At 69.4% G+C, this 18739-nt stretch carries 19 protein-coding genes, 3 tRNA genes and 1 pseudogene; 7 read left to right on the top strand and 16 right to left on the bottom strand.

What is annotated here, in order from left to right; genetic code table 11:
• Positions 1–209 (top strand): annotated as a pseudogene (locus JWR33_RS04660) (TetR/AcrR family transcriptional regulator); the annotation flags it as partial.
• A 15-nt stretch (positions 210–224) separates the two neighbouring features.
• On the opposite strand, the gene JWR33_RS04665 reads toward JWR33_RS04660, so the two are convergent.
• Complete coding sequence (locus JWR33_RS04665; RefSeq protein ID WP_297409860.1) at positions 225–1133, bottom strand: LysR family transcriptional regulator; 909 nt, start codon at positions 1131–1133, stop codon at positions 225–227.
• A gap of 107 nt (positions 1134–1240) precedes the next feature.
• On the opposite strand from JWR33_RS04665, the gene JWR33_RS04670 reads away from it, so the two are divergent.
• Entirely contained in the window at positions 1241–1462 is a 222-nt protein-coding gene (locus tag JWR33_RS04670) for a hypothetical protein (RefSeq protein WP_297409861.1), read from the top strand.
• A 73-nt stretch (positions 1463–1535) separates the two neighbouring features.
• Here the strand turns inward: JWR33_RS04670 and JWR33_RS04675 are convergent, their stop codons facing one another.
• From JWR33_RS04675 to JWR33_RS04715, 9 genes are all read right to left on the bottom strand, one after another.
• A complete protein-coding gene (locus JWR33_RS04675) occupies positions 1536–1721 on the bottom strand; it encodes a hypothetical protein (protein ID WP_297409864.1) in 186 nt (61 codons plus the stop codon).
• Between the two features lie 351 nt (positions 1722–2072).
• Positions 2073–3593 carry an L-arabinose isomerase gene (gene araA / locus JWR33_RS04680; protein ID WP_297409866.1) on the bottom strand — a complete coding sequence of 507 codons (1521 nt, stop codon included), beginning with the start codon at positions 3591–3593 and terminating at the stop codon, positions 2073–2075.
• Between the two features lie 466 nt (positions 3594–4059).
• A tRNA-Arg gene (locus JWR33_RS04685) sits at positions 4060–4132 on the bottom strand.
• A gap of 31 nt (positions 4133–4163) precedes the next feature.
• Positions 4164–4253: transfer RNA gene (locus JWR33_RS04690), tRNA-Ser, on the bottom strand.
• A gap of 59 nt (positions 4254–4312) precedes the next feature.
• Positions 4313–5596, bottom strand: coding sequence for an LCP family protein (locus tag JWR33_RS04695; RefSeq protein ID WP_297409867.1), 1284 nt, complete (start codon positions 5594–5596; stop codon positions 4313–4315).
• A gap of 244 nt (positions 5597–5840) precedes the next feature.
• Positions 5841–6290 carry a hypothetical protein gene (locus JWR33_RS04700; protein WP_297409868.1) on the bottom strand — a complete coding sequence of 150 codons (450 nt, stop codon included), beginning with the start codon at positions 6288–6290 and terminating at the stop codon, positions 5841–5843.
• A 341-nt stretch (positions 6291–6631) separates the two neighbouring features.
• The gene (locus JWR33_RS04705) at positions 6632–7558 is read right to left on the bottom strand and encodes a VOC family protein (protein WP_297409870.1); all 927 of its coding nucleotides are present in this window, start codon (positions 7556–7558) and stop codon (positions 6632–6634) included.
• 26 nt (positions 7559–7584) lie between these two features.
• Positions 7585–8163 carry an NAD(P)-binding domain-containing protein gene (locus tag JWR33_RS04710; RefSeq protein ID WP_297409872.1) on the bottom strand — a complete coding sequence of 193 codons (579 nt, stop codon included), beginning with the start codon at positions 8161–8163 and terminating at the stop codon, positions 7585–7587.
• Positions 8164–8245: 82 nt separating this feature from the next.
• Complete coding sequence (locus JWR33_RS04715) at positions 8246–8767, bottom strand: MarR family transcriptional regulator (RefSeq protein WP_297409874.1); 522 nt, start codon at positions 8765–8767, stop codon at positions 8246–8248.
• Positions 8768–8902: 135 nt separating this feature from the next.
• Here JWR33_RS04715 and JWR33_RS04720 point away from each other — a divergent pair, with 135 nt between their 5' ends.
• From JWR33_RS04720 to JWR33_RS04730, 3 genes are all read left to right on the top strand, one after another.
• Positions 8903–9724 carry an MBL fold metallo-hydrolase gene (locus JWR33_RS04720; RefSeq protein WP_297409876.1) on the top strand — a complete coding sequence of 274 codons (822 nt, stop codon included), beginning with the start codon at positions 8903–8905 and terminating at the stop codon, positions 9722–9724.
• Between the two features lie 77 nt (positions 9725–9801).
• Positions 9802–10107 (top strand): DUF4287 domain-containing protein, encoded by a 306-nt coding sequence (locus JWR33_RS04725; RefSeq protein ID WP_297409878.1) that lies wholly within the window; start codon positions 9802–9804, stop codon positions 10105–10107.
• Between the two features lie 130 nt (positions 10108–10237).
• The gene (locus tag JWR33_RS04730) at positions 10238–10609 is read left to right on the top strand and encodes a hypothetical protein (protein ID WP_297409880.1); all 372 of its coding nucleotides are present in this window, start codon (positions 10238–10240) and stop codon (positions 10607–10609) included.
• Positions 10610–10729: 120 nt separating this feature from the next.
• Here the strand turns inward: JWR33_RS04730 and JWR33_RS04735 are convergent.
• From JWR33_RS04735 to serS, 3 genes are all read right to left on the bottom strand, one after another.
• Positions 10730–10814: transfer RNA gene (locus JWR33_RS04735), tRNA-Ser, on the bottom strand.
• Positions 10815–10862: 48 nt separating this feature from the next.
• Entirely contained in the window at positions 10863–11684 is an 822-nt protein-coding gene (locus tag JWR33_RS04740) for an HAD family hydrolase (protein ID WP_297409882.1), read from the bottom strand.
• Positions 11681–12949 (bottom strand): serine--tRNA ligase, encoded by a 1269-nt coding sequence (gene serS / locus JWR33_RS04745; RefSeq protein ID WP_297409884.1) that lies wholly within the window; start codon positions 12947–12949, stop codon positions 11681–11683. Before serS ends, JWR33_RS04740 begins: the two co-directional genes overlap by 4 nt.
• Positions 12950–13028: 79 nt before the next feature.
• Here serS and JWR33_RS04750 point away from each other — a divergent pair, with 79 nt between their 5' ends.
• Positions 13029–14165: a diacylglycerol kinase family protein gene (locus JWR33_RS04750; protein WP_297409886.1), complete on the top strand. Its 1137-nt coding sequence runs from the start codon at positions 13029–13031 to the stop codon at positions 14163–14165.
• Between the two features lie 128 nt (positions 14166–14293).
• Here the strand turns inward: JWR33_RS04750 and pheA are convergent, their stop codons facing one another.
• The gene (pheA, locus tag JWR33_RS04755; protein ID WP_297409888.1) at positions 14294–15244 is read right to left on the bottom strand and encodes a prephenate dehydratase; all 951 of its coding nucleotides are present in this window, start codon (positions 15242–15244) and stop codon (positions 14294–14296) included.
• A 39-nt stretch (positions 15245–15283) separates the two neighbouring features.
• Here pheA and pgm point away from each other — a divergent pair, with 39 nt between their 5' ends.
• Positions 15284–16900, top strand: coding sequence for a phosphoglucomutase (alpha-D-glucose-1,6-bisphosphate-dependent) (gene pgm, locus JWR33_RS04760; protein WP_297409889.1), 1617 nt, complete (start codon positions 15284–15286; stop codon positions 16898–16900).
• A 34-nt stretch (positions 16901–16934) separates the two neighbouring features.
• Here the strand turns inward: pgm and JWR33_RS04765 are convergent, their stop codons facing one another.
• Positions 16935–17807: an amidase domain-containing protein gene (locus tag JWR33_RS04765; protein WP_297409891.1), complete on the bottom strand. Its 873-nt coding sequence runs from the start codon at positions 17805–17807 to the stop codon at positions 16935–16937.
• An 82-nt stretch (positions 17808–17889) separates the two neighbouring features.
• On the bottom strand, positions 17890–18675 hold the full coding sequence (locus JWR33_RS04770) for a M15 family metallopeptidase (RefSeq protein ID WP_297409892.1): 786 nt from the start codon (positions 18673–18675) through the stop codon (positions 17890–17892).
• Between the last annotated feature and the right edge of the window lie 64 nt (positions 18676–18739).

Below are 18739 nucleotides of genomic sequence, written 5' to 3' on the forward strand. Positions count from 1 at the left end.
CCAACCTGAGCATGCCGTTCGACAGCACCGCCGAGATGGCCGCCATGGCGGAGGACATGTTCGAGCCGTTCCCCGCCAACGAGTACCCGAACCTGGCCGAGTTCGTGGCCGAGCACGTGATGCAGCCGGGCTACGACCACGGAGGCGAGTTCACCTACGGTCTCGATCTGATTCTGGACGGGCTCGAGAAGGCACTGGCGGACGCCTGAGCCGGCGCCGAGCCGTCACCGCGAGGCAGGACGGGCGCCGTGGTTCCGGGCATCGGCGAGGACGTGGGCTCGGAAGAGCTCCGACGACGGAGCCAGCCGGCGCTTCGTCGACCAGCCGACGCTGATGATCCGATGCGCCCCTGCATCGGTGAGCGCCAGGTAGCGGATGCTCGGGCGTTCGGCGACGTCGGCGTGGTGAGACGGGACGATCGCGATGCCGAGACCGGCAGCCACCAGCCCGAGCATGGTGGCGATGTCCTCCCCCTCGAAGGCGACGGTCGGCTCGAAACCGGCCGCCCGGCAGAGCGCGTCGGTGATCTTGCGCAGCCGGTAGGCAGGCCGAAGGGTCACGAACTGCTCGGCGGCAGCCTGACTCAGCGCAACGGACGCTCCTTCGGCGAAAGGGTGCGTGCGGTGCGTCGCGAGGCGCAGCGGCTCGGGCATCAGCGGGCGCCAGGTGACGTCCTCGTGCTGTGCAGTGGTCGCGGTGATCAGGAGGTCGGCGTCGCCGGCCAACAGGAGCGGAGCCGCCACCTCGTCGCGGATCTGACGGAGGTCGAACCGGACGTCCGGGTGCGTCGCCCGGAACGAGGCGAGGAGGGCGGGAATCAGCCAGCTTCCGAGGGATCCCTGGAAGGCCACGACGACTGTGCCGGTATCCGGCGAGAGCTCCTCGCTGATCGCCGCCAGACCATCGTCGAGTTCATGCAGCATGGCGTCGACGTGCCGCTTGAAGACGGCGCCCGCCCGGGTCATCCGCAGGGTGCGCCCGGTTCGCTGCAGCAGCGGCGCACCCACGTCCCGCTCGAGCCGTGCCAGCGCCCTTGATACACCCGGCTGGGTGAGCCCCTCGGTCTCGCTCACCTCCGTGACGGTCGTGCCGTCCGCGACCTGTTGGAACCATCGCAACGCATCCGTATCCATTGCATGACTGTAGGTCATGGATGCCATGCAAACCACACATTGGACGCATGGAGTTTCGGTCGCGAGACTGAGTGAACACCGCAGATCCCACATAAGGGGAGTACGAAATGACCAAGATCTCAGCAATCCGCTCCACGCTCCGCGAGTCCATCGCCTCGAGGCGCACGGACCGCGCCGCGAACGCCGCGCTCGAGTCCGCCCTGCGCACCTACCGCTCCGCCGCCGAGCGCGCCGAGCTTGAGGCGATCCTGGGTCGCTACCCGGAGTCAGACACCCACCGCGTGTGGGAGAGCCTCTCCGCCCCCGCCGCAGCCTGGGGGCGCGCCTGATCCAGCGGTGATCAGGGACGCCGTCCCGCCGCTAGCTGCGTGGCCCTTCCCCTGAAGCAGGGTGCCCACGGCTTCAGAGCGGATCAGCGACGACGAGACCGCGCTCGAAGAAGACGATCAGCCGGTCGCCGCCTCGCAGCGGGCTCGGCAGCACGGCGTGCACACGCGCGATGCAGACGAACGGATTCGAGATCGTCTGGCCCCAGAGCGTTGCGAGCACCAGGCAGGCGGCGGCTCCCGCGATGAGCCGATCCGGCATCAGCCACCAACCCGACGTGCAGGTGATCCCTGATCCTGCGCCGCCCGTCCCTCGTCAAGCAGCACCCAGGGCGGCGCGCACGACGCTGACCGCCAGCAGCAGCACAATCGCCGTCCGCGCACGCAGGCCGGCGAACGAGCGGAGGGCGCCCGGACTGGGAAGGGCGTGGCTGGTCGCGGGCGCCAACGCTGCTGCCGCGACGCGGCCCGCCTGCTCCGCGGATCAGACGGTCGCCTTCGCCCATGGGCCGTCTGCGCAGGACCGACCGAAACCGCGAAGGGGATGCCGGCGGCAATGTCCTCACTGATGGGTGGGCGGCAACCGCCTGGTCTTGGGGTGCGACCCGCTGCCTCAGAGGCCCTGCGCGAGCCGGTGGTAGGCCGCGTTCCAGCGGACCCGGTCCTGGAAGCCGGCGAGCGTGGTGTCCTCGTCGATGACGAGCAGCTCGGTGCGGGACATGTCCGCGAAGTGGCGGAAGGCGTCGATTCCCACCGCGGTAGACATCACGGTGTGATGTGCCGCGCCGGCCGTGAGCCAGGCGGCCGCGCTCGTGCGGAAGTCGGGAGCCGGCTTCCAGACCGCGTGGCCGACCGGCAGGTGCGGCATCGGCTCGGGGAGGGCGACGTTCTCGACCACGTTGGCGACGAGGCGGAACCGGTCCCGCATGTCCGACATCGCGACGACGACGGCGGGGCCGGGGTCCGCGGTGAAGACGAGGCGGACCGGGTCCTGCTTGCCGCCGATGCCGAGCGGGTGGATCTCGAGGCTCGGTCGGGAGGTGGTCAGGGACGGGCTCACCTCAAGCATGTGGGCGCCCAGGATGAGCTCGTTGCCGGGCGCCAGGTGATAGGTGTAGTCCTCCATCAGGCTCGCACCGCCGGGAAGGCCCGCGCCCATCACGTTGGCCGCGCGGACGAGGATCGCCGTCTTCCAGTCGCCCTCCGCACCGAAGCCGTACCCCTCGGCCATCAGGCGCTGCACGGCGAGGCCCGGTAGCTGGGCGAGGGAGCCGAGGTCCTCGAAGCTCGTCGTGAAGGCGCCGAAGCCGCCAGCGGTGAGGAAGGAGCGCAGTCCGAGCTCGATGCGTGCACCGTCGCGGAGCGAGGAGTGCCGCTCGCCGCCGCTGCGCAGCTCGGCCACGACGTCGTAGAGGTCCTCGTACTCGGCGACCAGGGAGTCGACCTCGGAGTCGAGCGACGCGTCCACCGCGTCGGCGAGCTCGTTGACGCCCCAGGTGTTCACCTGGACTCCGAAGCGCAGCTCGGCTTCGGTCTTGTCGCCCTCGGTGACGGCGACGTAGCGCATGTTGTCACCGAACCGGGCGAGCTTGAGCGAGCGGGTGGCGGCGAAGCCGGCCGCCGCGCGGGCCCAGGTGTCGACGTCGCCGACCACCCTCGGGTCCGACACGTGGCCGACGACCGTCGCGCGGGGGATGCCGAGCCGTGCCTGGATGTAGCCGAACTCCCGGTCTCCGTGGGCAGCCTGGTTGAGGTTCATGAAGTCGAAGTCGATGCTCGACCAGGGCAGGTCCACGTTGGCCTGCGTGTGCAGGTGCAGCAGCGGCTTCCGCAAGGTGTCGAGGCCGGTGATCCACATCTTCGCCGGCGAAAACGTGTGCATCCAGGCGACGAGCCCGATCACCCGGTCGTCCGCGTTGGCCGCGAGAGCCGCGCGCCGGATCGCGTCGGGGTCAGTCAGGACCGGCTTCCACACGAGGGTCACCGGGAGGGACCCGCCCAGCTCGTCGGCGATTCGTCGGGACTGCTCGGCCACCTGGCGCAGGGTCTCCTCGCCGTACAGGCCCTGGCTTCCGGTGAGGAACCAGACCTGGAAGCTCGACAGGTCAGGGGTGGCGCTCGTCACATCAGGCATTCAATCTTCCTTCCGGTGCTCGGAGCGGGAGGGGGGCCGCGCTCAGAGCGCGGCCACCGCGGCCCGTTCGATCGAGAGCCCCGGCGAGGATGGGCGCCCCTTGCTCTCGATCCGATCCACGATCTTCGCCCAGGCTATGGCCCCAGCCCCTACTGCGCCGTGAACCGCGAAGTTAACCGGCAATTTCCCCCAGTTTGAGGAGATGCTCCCGGGAGATCTTCACAAAGACACCACTGATGTTCCCAAAGACGGCGATTGTGGCACGTCTGTGGACGACTTCTTCCATCTTCGACCAGGGGATGAGGGTGTTCCCCGCCCGCGGGGTCCCGCAGGGCCCACGACACCCGATGTCCCACGAGGTCAAGTCGGGTGGCGATCGGCTGGCTAGCGGGCGCGCGTGGCCGAACAAGCGGCTGAGGACCAAAAAGTGGCCGGCTTCCGATGAGGAAACCGGCCACTTGCCGTGTGCGCCCGGAGGGATTCGAACCCCCAACCTTCTGATCCGTAGTCAGATGCTCTATCCGTTGAGCTACGGGCGCAGGTCAGCCACCGCGGAATCCGCGGCTACAGCGGAGACGGTGGGATTTGAACCCACGGAGGGGTCAAACCCCTCTCCACCTTAGCAGGGTGGTGCACTCGACCGGACTATGCGACGTCTCCAGTGGTCTCAGCAAGCATAGCCGTTCGACGGGTGCGCTCCGGCACTCGGGACGCTGCGCCTACTGATCCTGCAGCGAGCGGCCGACGGTGCAGGTCTCCTGCGCCGAGGTCTGTCCGAGCACGTCCGCGGGCAGCTGCACGACGCCGTCCGGAGAGGTGGTGGCACCGGGTTCCGGCGTCGCCGATGGGTCCGTCCCGGTCGGAGCCGGCGTCTCCTCGGTGCCCGGAGCCGCGACCGAACCCTGGTTCTCGTCGGGGTTCGTCGTGAGGCCGATCGGCTTGTCTGCGAGGACAGCCTGCATCAGCGCGTCGGCCGACGCCTGATTGGTCTCCAGTCCTGAACCGTCGTAGCTGTCCACCGAGGGGTACTGCACGAAGACCATCTTGCCGAGATCGATCGGGGCGAGCGCCTTGGCGATCTGCACCATCGTGTCGATGTTGTTGAGCGAGTTCGAGAAGGTCATGTTGCGCACTGCGGCGCCCGCGAGACCGTAGAGCTTGCTGATATCGGTGAGCGTGTCCGCGCTCTTCACCTTGCGGACCAAGGAGGAGAGGAACACCTGCTGCGAGCTGATGCGGGTGATGTCGCTGCCATTGCCGACGCCGTAGCGGGTGCGCAGGAACTTGAGGGCGTCCATGCCCTTCAGGTCGTGCACGCCCGCGTCGAGGTAGAGCTGCGTGTGGTCGTCCTGGATCGGCTGGGCCACACAGACCGGCACGCCCCCGATCGCATTCGACATCTCGATGACGCCGTCGAAAGAGATCTCGGCCGCGAACGGGATGGTGAGGCCGGTGAGGCTCTCCACGGTGAGCACCACACAGGCGAGGCCTCCGTTGGCGGAGCCGCCGCCGGTGAGGAGCGCCGTGTTGATCTTCTCGGAGGTCATCGCCGACGTGGTGCCCCCGTTGCCGTCCGGACACTCCGGGATCGGGACGTACAGGTCCCGGGGGAAGCTGATCGCGACCGCGTTGGTGTGGTCCTCGGAGACGTGCAACAGGATGTTGACGTCGTTGAGCTCGCTTCCCGGGTCCTCGCCGTAGGAGTACTTGGCGTTGGCGCGGCTGTCGCTGCCCACGAGCAGGAGGTTGACACCGCCGTCGATCGCGCTGATCTCGGGGGTGTTGCCCGACCGATCCTCGCCGGCGAGGTGCACGGTCTTGATCTGCCGGTTGAGATCCCAGGCGGCGATGCCGGTGACGGCGAGGGCGCTGACGGCGATCACCGCCACGGCCACCCCGAAGAACTTGGCGATCGAGGCGAGGAGGCTCGGTTGGCGAAGCCGGCCGTGGCGGGCGATGGAGGTCAGCTTCTGCTGCCTCGCCCTCCGGCTGTTCCCGCTCATCCAGTTCCCTCCGAGACGCCCTCGCCAGGAGGCGCGGTCCGCCGTTGATCCCCGGAGACGGTTGGGTCGGGAGCGGCGATTTCTCGAGGGTACGTGATGATAGCTGGGATACCGGGAGAACCACGGGGTCCGCAGAAAGCACTCAGAGAACCGGCCGCGCCGGCATCAGGTGGGCTGCTCGTCGGGCCTGCTGGACGGCAGAAAGTGGGCCCCAGTGCAGGGACCCACTTCCGTCAAGGCTTCCTCACCAGTAGCGGACATTCTGCGAAGATCCGCAGCCCGCCGTCGTGCAGATGCGGAATTTGAAGCCGTCGTAGGCCAGGCGGTACGAGTCGCTCCAATAGAACACCTTCGTGGTGTTCGAGGAACAGTTGTAGGCGAGGTCGTTCCATCTGCCGTCGAGGGCCGCGATGGCGTAGGGCGCGTACTGGATCTTCACGCAGTAGCTGGTCGCTCTCACCTGGACCCGGCCCCAGGCGGAGCTTCCGCTGTGCCCGTCGATGATCGCCGATCCCGTTCCGCCGCCGTAGCTGGGCACCCCCGTCCATGTGTTCGATGCGGCCTGGGCCGCGGTGGGCGCCAGAAGCAGCATGGCCGCGAGCGCGAGCCCGAAGGCTCCGACCCGATAGATCGGGCCGCGGCGCGATGCGGAGGTGGGGCGGCCGGTGCGGGGAAGGGTGTCGGTGTTGCTCATGGTCGGGATCCTTTTTGTCGTGGATTGCGGTGACATGAGCATCCCGCCGCGTTCCCACCCGGTGTGTCCGCTTCCCGACGGAAGGGGTGTCGCCTTGCCGACGGATCAGAGCGATGCGACCTGGCAGGACCTGTCCTGGACATGGAAGAGGGGCCGCTGCTCCTACCCCTAGGAACCCGGCCCCAGACCTGCCGTACCCAACGGCTGGTCGAATCCAAGCCTGTGCGATCTCACAACCCGAAAGTGAGTTCCTGCACCGGCGTGAGTCCATTCTGACGACTCGCGCCCTCCTCCGCGTCCCCCATAGCGAGTGCCCGTCATTTGGAGGACACGCGACCCGGTCAGCGCTGCGCGGCCGCGACCTCGAGCGCGTTGCCCCAGGGGTCCGCGAAGACGAGGCTCGCCCCGTCGTGACCGGTCTCGATGCCGTGGTGCCGCAGTCGCCCGTCGAGCTCCGCGAGGTCGTCCGGCGTGGGCACATCGAGACGCACGAGCCCCAGGCCCAGGGTGGAGCGGCGCCGGCCGGCGTTGCGGCTGTTCCAGACGTTCATCGCCATGTGGTGGTGGTACCCGCCGGCACTCACGAAGACCGCGGAGCCCGGCATCTCCGCGACGACCTCGAACCCGAGCCGGTCGACATAGAAGGCGCGGGCGACTGCGGTGTCTCCTACTGAGAGGTGCACGTGTCCGACCTTCGCCGGCGCGGCCGTCCCGTCGCTGGCGGTCGACAGGTCGAGGTGCTCCTGCAGGTACCGGTTCGGATCGAGTGCAGCAGCCCCCATCTGCGGAAGCCCGTGCACCCAGCTCCATTCGGTTCGGGCGCGGTCCCAGTAGAGCTCGACGCCGTTGCCCTCCGGATCGTCGAAATAGAACGCCTTGCTGACGAGGTGGTCGGCGGAGCCGGTGAAAGTCCGTGGATAGCGGCTGGCCACGGAGTAGATCGCTGCCGCGAGGTCGCGCTCGCGATCGAAGAGGATCGCCGTGTGGTAGAGCCCTGCCTCGTGCGGCGCGGCGTGCCTCAGCTCGGGCGCGTGCTCGAGGATGACGATCGGCACGCCGAGGCGGCCCAGCACGACCCGGGCGCTCCGCCCGCCGATTCCCGGCTCCTCGTTCAGCACGGTGAGGAGCAGCCCATCCCGGTAGTAGGCGGTGAGCCCGTCGAGGTCGGCGACCCGGAGGGTCACCGCCCCCATGGCGGTGTCGACGGCCAGGAGTTCCGAGTCGGGCCGCACGCTCAGGCGGCGCGGGGTGGCGTCTTCACTAGCCATGGAGTTCTCCTTCGTCGGCGAGCAGGTTAGCGAATCACCGCGAACCCGCTCGTCCAGCTGACCTTCTCCGTCGCTGCGAGCACGAGTTGCGCGAAGCCGAGGGCCTCCAGCTCCCGCGCGCGCTTGAGGGAGCCGGCGTCGAGCGCGTCGACAGCACCTCCTGCGGCGATCGCCTGAGCGAGCGTCTGCTTGGCTTCCGCGTCGTCGCCGGCGATGAGGACCGTCGTGCGGTTCTCGCCCACCTTGCCGCTGGCGAGGGTGGCGGCGAAGTTGGTGTTGAACGCCTTGAGCACCGACGCGCCGGGCAGCGCCGCCGCGAGCTCGGCCGCCGCCGACGAGTCGGGGGCCACGGTCAGGCCGTCGAAGGTGGCGAAGTCCACGGGGTTGGTGATGTCGACCACGATCCTGCCGGTGAGCTCCGCGGGGAACCGAGCGGCAATCGTGGCCAGGGCGCCGTAGGGAACAGCGAGCACCACGATGTCGCCCGTGATGGCCGGCTCCTGGGTGGCGGTGTCGATGTGCTGCACGGAGTGCCCGCCGGCGGCGAAGACTGCGCCGATCGCGCTGCCCATGTTGCCGGTTCCGAAGATCGTGATGGTTGCCATGGTGGCCCTTTCGAAGACGCAACCCATTTTGGTTGTCGCGTCAACTATACATCAGACAGTTGACGCGACAAGTATCTGCGCGTCAGGCGGACGAGCCTGCTTCGTCGATCGCGTGCGCAGAAGCTGCTGGTCCGAAGCCGCGGTTGTTCGGATCGAGCACGGCGGTGATCTTCGCCCCGATTCCGGCGAGCGCCGTCAACTCCTCCCGGGTCAGCCGATCGATCACGAGCCGGCGCACGTGGTCGATGTGGCTGGACGTGGCGCGGACCACCGCCCGGCGCCCTGCGTCGGTGAGGTGCACATTGGTGGCCCGCTTGTCCCCCGGGCACGGGAGCCGCTCCACCACCCCGCGGTCCGCGAGGCGGGAGACCACGTGGGAGAGCCGCGGCAGAGTGGCGTTCGTGCTGGTGGCCAGCTCCTTCGCCTGCATCACTTGGCCCGGCGCGAACCGCAGCAGGCTCAAGACCATGAACTCGAAGTGCGTCAGCTGCGAGTCCTGCTGCAGCTGGGCGTCGAGGGAGGGAGGGAGGAGCTCGAGGATCGTCACGAGCTGGAGCCACGCGTCCGACTCCACCTCGTCCATCCGGGGGACAGTCCAGGCCATGCGCGGAATCTACCGCAGTGCTTGCAGGAACAACCAACAAGCAGGGCCGATGTTCGCTCGAGGTGGTCCGCGGCGAGCCCGCCGTGGGTTAATCATCCCGAGATCAGTCCCCATCCATCCGCGGAAGGAAGCACCGTGCTCAACCAGGTTGCGGAGGGCGTGCTGATCCACGAGAGCGAGTTCTGCCGGAGCAACGCGGTCGTCGTCGACGGCGCGGCCGGGGTGCTGCTCGTCGACGCCGGGATAGTGCGGGATGAGATGGTCTGCCTCGCCGACGACCTGCGCGCCATGGGCCGGAGCGTTGTGGCAGGGTTCTCGACCCATCCGCACTGGGATCACCTCCTCTGGGACGTCGGGTTCGGTCCTGCCCCGCGTTACGCCACGGCCCGCTGTGCGGACACCGTCCGAGCTCGACTGTCCGCCCCGGATTTCCTGGACCGCGTCGCCCAGATGATCCCCGCGGATATCGTCGACCGTGTGCCGCTCGGCCTGCTCGGTGTCCTCACCGGCCTGCCCGAGGGTGAGACGCAGATTCCGTGGGACGGCCCTCGGGTCCGAATCCTCGAACATGACGCCCATGCCCGGGGCCATGCTGCGCTGATGGTCGAGGCTCACGGCGCGCTCATCGCCGGCGACATGCTCTCCGACGTGCTGATCCCGATGCTCGACACGAACGCCGCCGACCCGATCGAGGACTATCTCGCCGCCCTCCGGCTGATCGAGGAGGTAGCGGGCGACGTCGAAGTCCTCATCCCCGGCCATGGTTCCGTCGGTGACGGGGAGGCGACACGGGAGAGGATCGATCGAGATCGCGCCTATGTGCACGCCGTGCGCGACGGCCGGCAGGTCAGCGATTCGCGGATCGGCCCATCGGCCGCCCTCGACTGGGTGGCGGACGTGCATGAACAGCAGCTCGAAACCCTCGCCCGGCAGGGACGGCGCGGCACCGCGGAATAGCCCGGATCAACCACCCTCTTCACTCCGACGAGGCGGCCCGCTCCATTCTCAGCAACACCACCCGAACGGAGAACGCCATGTCGTTCCAGGCATACATCGATGCGGTCGAGAAGAAGACCGGCAAGACCCCCGCTGAACTGCTCGGCGAGGCAGCCGAGCGCGGCTATGGTACCGACGCCAAGGCGGGTGTCGTCCTCGACTGGCTCAGCACGGAATATGGCGTCGGCCGGGGCCACGCCATGGCGTTCTTCGCCTTGATGAAGAACGGCACCGAAATCAGCGACAAGCACGTCGGCAGCGCCGGAGCGCACCGAGACGAATCGACCACGCTGCGCGTCGACGGGCTCGCCAACCGCGGTCGCCAGGCGGCGGACGGGTCCTGAGCGTCGGCTCCGGGGGGCAGCGCCTGCCGCGCCGGAGAGAGCGGCTCTGCAAGCTGAGTCGCATTGCCGGGGCGATCGGCGAGTGAGAGCTGACTCGACATGCCAGCGCACCTCGTGTTTGCTGACGAGCATGCATTCAGGAACTGAGTCCGACGGCGGCGATGCGGACACTCCCGAATCGGAGACCGAAACCGAACTGCGCGCGCTGACCGAGGACGAAGCTCGCGACCTGGATCGAAGACGTCGGGGCGAGGAGACCAAGAGGATATTGGTCGACGCCGATCGGCGCGACGATGAGGCGACGGCCAGGGACTCCCGCTCCGACGAGCGGGAGCGCCTCGCGGACCGTGACGCCTTCATGGACCCCAGCACGCCCTACCCCGGCCAGGCCGAGCGCCGGGCTGCGGCACTCGACCGTTCGCACTCGAAGAGCGACCGGGAATCATCGGCGGAAGATCGTGCTCACCTCACCGAGGACCAGGAAGGCGGCAGGACCGCCTAGAGCGGAGGGCGTGGGATTCGAACCCTGGCGCAAGCCTGCGCCAGGGGCCCACCACGCGAAAGCGGCCTCGTCCTACGACGTCCGCACGTGCGCCACCACCTGCGGCGGTGCCGCACGGTGCGGAGGGCGTGGGATTCGAACCCACGAGACATTTCTGCCCACCAGTTTTCAAGACTGGCTCCATCGGCCGCTCGGACAGCCCTCCCGATGAATCGGGGGCGAGTCTACTGGACCCTCATGGCCCTGTCTCCGGTCAGGAGATCGAGGCCAGAGCCCGCTGCAGGCCGTCCTCGCTGACCGGCGCCGTCACCTCGGACGCGGCGGCGACCACCTCGTGCGGCGCCTGGCCCATGGCCACGCCGCGCCCCAGGGAGGCCGCCCACTCGAGCATCTCGATATCGTTGCGGCCGTCACCCACCGCCACCACATGGGAGCGGGGGGCGCCGAGCGTCTCCCGGACACGCTCCAGAGCGGTGGCCTTGTTCACCCCATCGGGCGCGATGTCGAGCCAGGCGGTCCAGCCCACCGTGTAGCTGACGCGGTGCAGGCCCATCCGCTCGACCACGCCGAGGAACTCCTCCACAGCATGGTCGGGCGAGATCACCACCACGCGCGTCGCCCTCGCGCCGAGGAGTTTCTCGAACGGCACGTGCTCGCTGGAGAGTCCCAGCACACCGGCGGGGAACTCGCCGGTGTAGCGGTAGAAGCCGGTCTCATCCTCGACCGCGTAGCGGGCGTCGGTCAGGTGCGACCGCACTGTGGTGAGCACCGAGCTCGGATCGAAGGTCTCCACGTACTCGCGGCGATAGCCCATCGGGGCGGTGGGGTCCCGGCGGACGGTGATCGCGCCGTTCGAGCACACCACGTATTCGGGCGTGATGCCGAGCTGGTCGAGCACGGGAAGGGTCGAGGCCACCGAGCGCCCGGTGGCGAGCATCACCTCGTGGCCGAGCGAGACGAGGCGCTGCACCTCGTTCCGCACCGGTGCGCTGAGAGCTCCACTCTCGTTCACCACGGTGCCATCGATGTCGAGCGCCACGAGCATCCGGTGCTTCGGCCACGAGGCGCGGGTCATCGGGCGGCTCCCGGGCGGATGACCTCGAGGCCGCCAAGGTAGGGACGCAGCGCCTCCGGGATGAGCACCGAGCCGTCCTCCTGCTGATGCGTCTCGAGGATCGCGACGAGCCAGCGGGTGGTGGCCAGGGTGCCGTTGAGGGTCGCGACCGGCTCGGTGCCGTCCTCGCCGCGATGCCGGATGCCGAGGCGCCGCGCCTGGAAGGTCGTGCAGTTCGAGGTGGAGGTCAGCTCCCGGTATGCGCCCTGGGTGGGCACCCAGGCCTCGACGTCGAACTTGCGGGCGGCGCTCGTGCCCAGGTCGCCGGCCGCGACGTCGATCACCCGGTAGCTCAGGCCGAGGCTCTGCAGCATGCCCTCCTGCCACCCGAGCAGGCGCTGGTGCTCCGCCTCCGCCTGATCGGCGGTCGTGTAGACGTACATCTCGAGCTTGTTGAACTGGTGCACCCGGATGATGCCGCGGGTGTCCTTGCCGTACGAGCCTGCCTCGCGCCGATAGCAGGTGGACCAGCCGGCGTAGCGGATGGGCCCGGCCGAGACGTCGAGGATCTCGTCGGCATGGAGGCCCGCGAGCGGCACCTCGCTCGTGCCGACCAGGTAGAGGTCGTCCGCCTGGAGGTAGTAGATCTCGTCGGCGTGCTCCCCCAGGAAGCCGGTCCCCTCCATGATCTCGGGCTTGACGAGCGTCGGCGGGATGACGGGGGTGAAGCCGGCCGCCAGGGCTCGGTCGAGTCCGAGGTTCATCAGCGCGAGCTCGAGGCGAGCGCCGATCCCCTTCAGGAAGTAGAAGCGCGCGCCGGACACCTTCGCGCCGCGCGCCATGTCGATGGCGTCGAAGCCTTCGGCGAGCGCGAGATGATCCCGCGCCTCGAAGTCGAAGGTCGGCCGCTCGCCCACCTCGCGGAGCACGACGTAGTCGTTCTCCCCGCCGGGCGGGACGCCGTCGAGCACAACGTTGGGAACGGAGCGGATGGTGGTCGTGAAGCGGCGGTCGGCGTCCGTCGACACCTGTTGCGCGCTCTTCACCGCCGCGGCGAGCTGCTGCGCCTGCGCCACCAGAGCAGCCTTCTGGTCCTTCGGCGCGGCGGCGACCTGCTTGCCGAACGCGTTCTGCTCCGCGCGGAGGCGCTCGTATTCGGCGATGGCGGCGCGACGGGCGGTCTCGGCCTCGATCGCGTCCTCCACCACAGCGACGGACGCTCCACGGGACTCCTGCGAGCGGCGCACGATGTCGGGATTCTCACGCAGCAGCTGGGGGTCGATCACGCCGAACAGCCTAACGTCGCCGCCGCAACCCCTCCCCCGGAGCCCGCCTCCACAGGTGCGCCCCGGATAGATTGTGCGCATGACCGACACCCAGACCGTGCAGCAGACGGCCGCCGTCGTCTACAACCCGATCAAGGTGGACCTCGACGCCCTGCGCACCACGGTGGAGGCCGCCGCGAACGACGCAGGTTGGGGTGCCACCCGCTGGTACGAGACCAGCGAGGAGGACCCCGGCGAGGGGATGACCCGCCAGGCGCTCGACGAGGGCGCCGACGTCGTACTCGCCGCGGGCGGCGACGGCACGGTCCGAGCGGTCGCGCAGGGCCTCCGCGACTCCGGCGTGCCCCTCGCCCTGCTGCCATCCGGCACGGGCAACCTGCTTGCGCGCAACCTCAACCTCACGCTCGGCAACCTCGAGGACTCCGTGGCGACCGCCTTCGAGGGCACGAACCGGGAGATCGACCTCGGCATCGTCGAGGTGCGGCGGCCCGACAACACCCGGGACCGGCTCGTCTTCCTGGTGATGGCCGGCATCGGCCTCGACGCCCAGATGATCGAGAACACCGACTCGGAGCTCAAGAGGAAGGTCGGCTGGCTCGCGTACGTTGACGCCATCCGCAAGTCCCTGCGCGGCGACAACAACGTGCGGCTCCGCTTCCAGCTCGACGGCGCTCCGGCCCGGAATCTGCGCGTGCACACCCTGATGATCGGCAACTGCGGCTCGCTGCCGGCGAACATCCTGCTGCTGCCCGAGGCGGCGGTGGACGACGGGCTCTTCGACATCGTCGCCCTGCGCCCCCAGGGGCTGTTCGGCTGGGTGCAGATCTGGGTCAAGATCGTCTGGGAGAACGGGGTGCTGCGCCGCAGCACGGTGGGCCGCAAGCTGCTCACCGGCCTCAGCCGCGAGGTGCGCGCGCTCAGCTACCTGAAGGGCAAGGAGATCATCCTGCGCCCCGAGCATCCGACCATCTTCGAGCTGGACGGGGATACCTTCGGCGAGGCCACCGCGATCAAGGCGTTCGTCGACCCGCTCGCCCTCACCGTGAAGATCCCGCAGGCCGAGGCCGACCGGCTGCCCGCGGCGGAGCGCACCGAGATCGGCGCCACCGCCGCCGAGCAGGCCGAGCTGCCGCCGGAGAAGTCCTCGATCCCCCCGGCCGAGGCGGCACCGGAGGTGCCCATCGGCACTCCGGTCGGGGAGCCTGCCGGCGCCTGACCCGGTCCGGCCTCGACTCTTTCACCGAGCGCGCCTCGCAACGCCGAGCGCGCCCTGGGTACGCACCGCGCTCGGCGTCTCGAGGTGCGCTCGGCGACACGAGGCGCCCCGGTCGGGCCCAGGCGGGACTACTCCGGTTCGCCGGAGAGGATGCCGCGGAGCCAGTCGCGAGCCTCGATGAAGACCTCATCGTCGTAGCGGCTCACGTAGTCCACCGCCACCTTGTCCGCCCGGGCATAGGAGCCGAGGAAGATCACGCGCGGGCTGAAGCGACGCAGGCCGAGCAGCGCGTCGGCCACCCGCTCGTCGTGGATGTGCCCGTCGAGGTCGATGACGAACCGGTAGCGGCCGAGCGCATCCCCGATCGGCCGGGACTGCAGCAGGCTCAGATTGATCCCACGGGTGGAGAACTGCTCGAGCAGCTCCAGCAGCGCGCCCGAGCGGTCCTCGGGAAGCTCCGCGATGACACTCGTCTTGTCCGCCCCGGTGCGCGCCGGCAGCCGGGTGGTGCGGCTCACCAGCACGAAGCGGGTGACGGCGTTCGGGTTGTCGCCGATTCCGGAGGCGAGCACCGACAGCGGATGGTGGTCGACGATCGTCGGCGGCGCGATCGCGGCGTCCGCGAGCTGGCCGTCCTCGAGCAGGTCCGTCGCGGCCCGCACGTTGGAGCTCGACGGCACGTGCTCATGCTCGGGCAGCGTCCGCTCGAGCCACCTCCGGCACTGGGCATAGGCGACCGGATGCGCGGCGACGGTCCGCACGTCGGCCAGCGCGACGCCGGGCCGCGCGACGAGCACGAATGCGACCGGCACCAGGTACTCGCCGAGGATGCGGAGGTTCGGCACGCTGGCCAGCGCGTCCTGGGTTGCTGAGACGCCGCCCTCCACGGAGTTCTCGATGGCGATCATCGCCGCGACGCTGCGGCCGGTGACCACGTCGTCGAGCGCCTCGCCCACGTTGTTCACCGAGCGCCACTGCTTGCCCTGCGCCTCGGGGACCTGAGCCAGCGCCGCCTCCGTGAAGGTGCCGGCCGGGCCGAGGAAGCTGTAGCTCGAGGCGTCGTCAAGGGGCCCGGGCATGAGTAGAGGTTAGCGGCAGGCAAGCACCAGGATGGGGGCATGAGCGATCGCGCGGGCACTGCCGCCCAGGAATCCGACCTCGTCGACATCGACGCCCTGATCGGGGCCTACTTCGACCTGCACCCCGATGTGTCCATCCCGGCCCAGCGGGTCGTCTTCGGCACCTCAGGACATCGGGGCAGCTCCTTCGACGGCGCGTTCAACGAGGACCACATCGCGGCCACGACGCAGGCCATCGTGGACTACCGCACGGCGCAGGGGATCACCGGCCCCCTCTTCATCGGCCGCGACACCCACGCGCTCAGCAGGCCGGCGGAGACGACCGCCCTGCAGGTGCTCGTCGGCAACGGAGTTCGGGTGCTCTCCGACGCGGACGACGGCTACACCCCGACCCCGGCGGTCTCGCACGCGATCCTCACCTACAACCGGGCCGGGCACGACGACGAGGCGGACGGCATCGTCGTCACGCCGAGCCACAACCCGCCTCGTGACGGCGGCTTCAAGTACAACCCGCCGCACGGCGGCCCGGCCGACAGCGACGCCACATCGTGGATCGCCCGCCGCGCCAACGAGATCATCGAGGGCGGTCTGGTCGACGTGAAACGGGCCGAGCCCGGCGCCGTCGAGGGCTACGACTTCCTCGGCACCTACGTCGACGACCTGAAGAACATTATCGACATGGACGCCATCAAGCAGTCCGGCATCCGCATCGGCGCCGACCCGCTGGGCGGCGCCAGCCTCGCCTACTGGGAGGCGATCCGCGACCGCTACGGCCTCGACCTCACCGTGGTGAACCCGGCCATCGACCCCACCTGGCGCTTCATGACGCTGGACTGGGACGGCAAGATCCGCATGGATCCGTCCTCCGCCTCCGCGATGGCCTCCGTGGTCGCGCGCCGGCACGACTACGACATCCTCACCGGCAACGACGCAGACTCCGACCGCCACGGGATCGTCACGCCCGACGCCGGGCTGATGAACCCCAACCACTACCTCGCTGTCGCCATCCAGTACCTCTACTCGAACCGCCCCGGCTGGCGCAGCGATGCGGCGATCGGCAAGACGCTCGTCTCGTCCACGATGATCGACCGGGTCGCGGAGTCCCTCGGCCGGCGCCTCTGGGAGGTGCCGGTCGGCTTCAAGTGGTTCGTGCCGGGACTGGTCGACGGATCCGTCGCCTTCGGCGGCGAGGAGTCAGCCGGGGCGAGCTTCCTCCGCTTCGACGGGAGCGTGTGGACCACCGACAAGGACGGCATCATCCTGGCGCTGCTCGCCAGCGAGATCCTCGCGAAGACCGGCAAGACGCCGAGCGTGCTCTACACGGAGCTGACCGAGCGCTTCGGCTCACCCGCCTACGAGCGGGTCGACGCTGCAGCCACCAAGGACCAGAAGACGGCACTCGGCAAGCTGGACGGCGACGCGATCGCCGCGGACAAGGTCGCCGGCGAGCCGATCGTGGCCAAGCTGAGCGCTGCGCCCGGCAATGGGGCAGCGATCGGCGGCGTCAAGGTGGTCACGGCGAGCGCCTGGTTCGCGGCACGGCCGAGCGGCACCGAGGATGTCTACAAGATCTATGCGGAGTCGTTCAAGGGCGTCGAGCATCTGCGCGAGGTGCAGGCCGAGGCCAGGCGGATCGTCGACGCCGCGCTCTCCTAGACGCCCCTCGCCCCCGGGCACACCGGAGAGCGCGTCAGGAGAGGTGCCAGTAGTAGGCGGTGCCGCCCGGGTGGTCGACCATGATCGCCTCGTCCACGTCGCGGTAGTCCGAGTCGAGGGTGTGCCCCGCGAAGTAGATCTTGACGCCGTCGGCCGTGTGCTCAACGCGGGTCACGATGCCGGTGTGGTCCCGGTCGCCGCTGCCGTCCCAGTCGAACTGGGCGATGTCGCCCGGGACTACCTGGTCCCGCTGGGTGTCGTCGAGGGGGGTCGCGAGGTCCGGCCGGGTCCCGAGATACGCCATCAGGGCGGTGGAGCTGCGCCAGGCGTCGCTCGCCGACCACACTCCGCTCTCCCCGTAGTGCCACGCGTCATCTTGCGTCCAGCCGCGCTCGATCAGCGTCTGGCTGGTGAAGTTGACGCAGTCGTTGTCGCCGAGCGTCTCGTATTCGGCGGTGTTGTAGTCGCTCCAGTGCGCGAGCGCGTAGGTCAGCTGGCGGTCGACCGGCGTGGTCACCTCGTAGCTGAAGTCGGCCTGGTGCAGCTCCTCGCCCTGGGCGTCCTGCACCACGAGCGCCTCGGTGGAGGGGCTGTAGTCGACGGCGGCCGGAACGGTGAAGGTGGCCTTGCTGCCATCCGCCCCGACCTTCACCGGGATGGTCTCGCCGGCGAGGATCACGGACGCGACCTCGTCGAGGGAGGCCCCGGTGATGCTCACCGTCGTGCCGCCCGACACCGGCGCGGTCGCGGGGCTCACGCCGGAGATCGTGACGCGGCCCGCCTCGTCCGCTGCGGCGCTCTCGGGCGCGGAAGCCTCGGCCGTCGAGGAGGAGGACTCACCCGCCGAGCCGGTGGCGCAGCCGCTCAGGCCGGCGACGAGAAGGCCGGTCAGGACCAACGAGGGCACCAGGGGACGCGAAGACACGAGCAACAACCTTAACCGCAGACCCTAGGAGCACGCCCAGAACGCGCGAACGGGGGCGCGTCGGTCAGGGATAGTCGGGCGCGTGGGCGAGCCCGAAGAACTCCTCGAGGGTCGTGACTCCGGTCGCGTGGAGCTCCGCCGTCAGGTCCTCGCCGACGTACCGGTAGTGCCACGGCTCGAAGGCGAAGCCCGTCACCGCCACCTTGTCCGCCGGGTAGCGCAGCAGGAAGCCGAAGCGCCAGGCGTTCTCGGCCAGCCACTGTCCCTCGTCGGTGGCGGCGAAGCAGACGTCCAGCGAGCAGTCGCCGGATGCCGCACCGATATCCACCGCGAGCCCGGTCTGGTGCTCGCTGTTGCCGGGCCGCGCGGTGTTCGCGTCGGCATGCTCCTGACCGAAGTCGGACACATCGCCGTTGTAGACGCCCACCTGGGTGTCATAGGAGCGGTAGGCGCTGTTGGAGGCGAGCTCCAGTCCGGCCTCCTCGCGGGCCGCATCGAACATGCGGACGACGGCATCCGCCGCCTCTCGGCGCAGCAGCGGGTCCCAGGTATGGGCCACCGGCACATCCACCAGGTCGGCGGGCGAGTAGTCCTGGGGATCGAGCGGGCGCTGCTTGTCGACGACGACCCAGATGCTGTCCGGATCGTCGATCGACCGCGCCCCCATGTCGAAGGCGGGAGTCGGCGAGGGTGTCGGGACGAGCGGCGGGGCCGGGGCCGGAACCACGACCGGATTCGCCGCCGAAGCCGAGTCGGCCGTGGGTGGAGGAGCGGCAGGGGGTGCGCTGCAGCCCGCCAGCGCGCCCAGCGCCATGGCAAGGGCCAGGAACGGTGCGATGCGGCGGATCACGCGCACAGACTACGTCGCCGTTCGGCGGGCAGTCGGAAGCACCGCGGACGGCGCGCCCCGACAC

Origin of the sequence: Naasia sp. (assembly GCF_025465545.1) — a bacterium.
GTDB lineage: Bacteria > Actinomycetota > Actinomycetes > Actinomycetales > Microbacteriaceae > Naasia.

Bases quoted from the DNA above. Each gene is read 5' to 3' on its own strand.
- JWR33_RS04730 (WP_297409880.1), top strand. From the start codon at position 10,238: ATGCATTCAGGAACTGAGTCCGACGGCGGCGATGCGGACACTCCCGAA.
- JWR33_RS04725 (WP_297409878.1), top strand. From the start codon at position 9,802: ATGTCGTTCCAGGCATACATCGATGCGGTCGAGAAGAAGACCGGCAAG.
- pheA (WP_297409888.1), bottom strand. From the start codon at position 15,244: ATGCCCGGGCCCCTTGACGACGCCTCGAGCTACAGCTTCCTCGGCCCG.
- JWR33_RS04710 (WP_297409872.1), bottom strand. From the start codon at position 8,163: ATGGCAACCATCACGATCTTCGGAACCGGCAACATGGGCAGCGCGATC.
- JWR33_RS04750 (WP_297409886.1), top strand. From the start codon at position 13,029: ATGACCGACACCCAGACCGTGCAGCAGACGGCCGCCGTCGTCTACAAC.
- JWR33_RS04665 (WP_297409860.1), bottom strand. From the start codon at position 1,133: ATGGATACGGATGCGTTGCGATGGTTCCAACAGGTCGCGGACGGCACG.
- JWR33_RS04705 (WP_297409870.1), bottom strand. From the start codon at position 7,558: ATGGCTAGTGAAGACGCCACCCCGCGCCGCCTGAGCGTGCGGCCCGAC.
- JWR33_RS04675 (WP_297409864.1), bottom strand. From the start codon at position 1,721: ATGCCGGATCGGCTCATCGCGGGAGCCGCCGCCTGCCTGGTGCTCGCA.
- JWR33_RS04715 (WP_297409874.1), bottom strand. From the start codon at position 8,767: ATGGCCTGGACTGTCCCCCGGATGGACGAGGTGGAGTCGGACGCGTGG.
- JWR33_RS04670 (WP_297409861.1), top strand. From the start codon at position 1,241: ATGACCAAGATCTCAGCAATCCGCTCCACGCTCCGCGAGTCCATCGCC.
- JWR33_RS04700 (WP_297409868.1), bottom strand. From the start codon at position 6,290: ATGAGCAACACCGACACCCTTCCCCGCACCGGCCGCCCCACCTCCGCA.
- pgm (WP_297409889.1), top strand. From the start codon at position 15,284: ATGAGCGATCGCGCGGGCACTGCCGCCCAGGAATCCGACCTCGTCGAC.
- JWR33_RS04740 (WP_297409882.1), bottom strand. From the start codon at position 11,684: ATGACCCGCGCCTCGTGGCCGAAGCACCGGATGCTCGTGGCGCTCGAC.
- JWR33_RS04695 (WP_297409867.1), bottom strand. From the start codon at position 5,596: ATGAGCGGGAACAGCCGGAGGGCGAGGCAGCAGAAGCTGACCTCCATC.
- araA (WP_297409866.1), bottom strand. From the start codon at position 3,593: ATGCCTGATGTGACGAGCGCCACCCCTGACCTGTCGAGCTTCCAGGTC.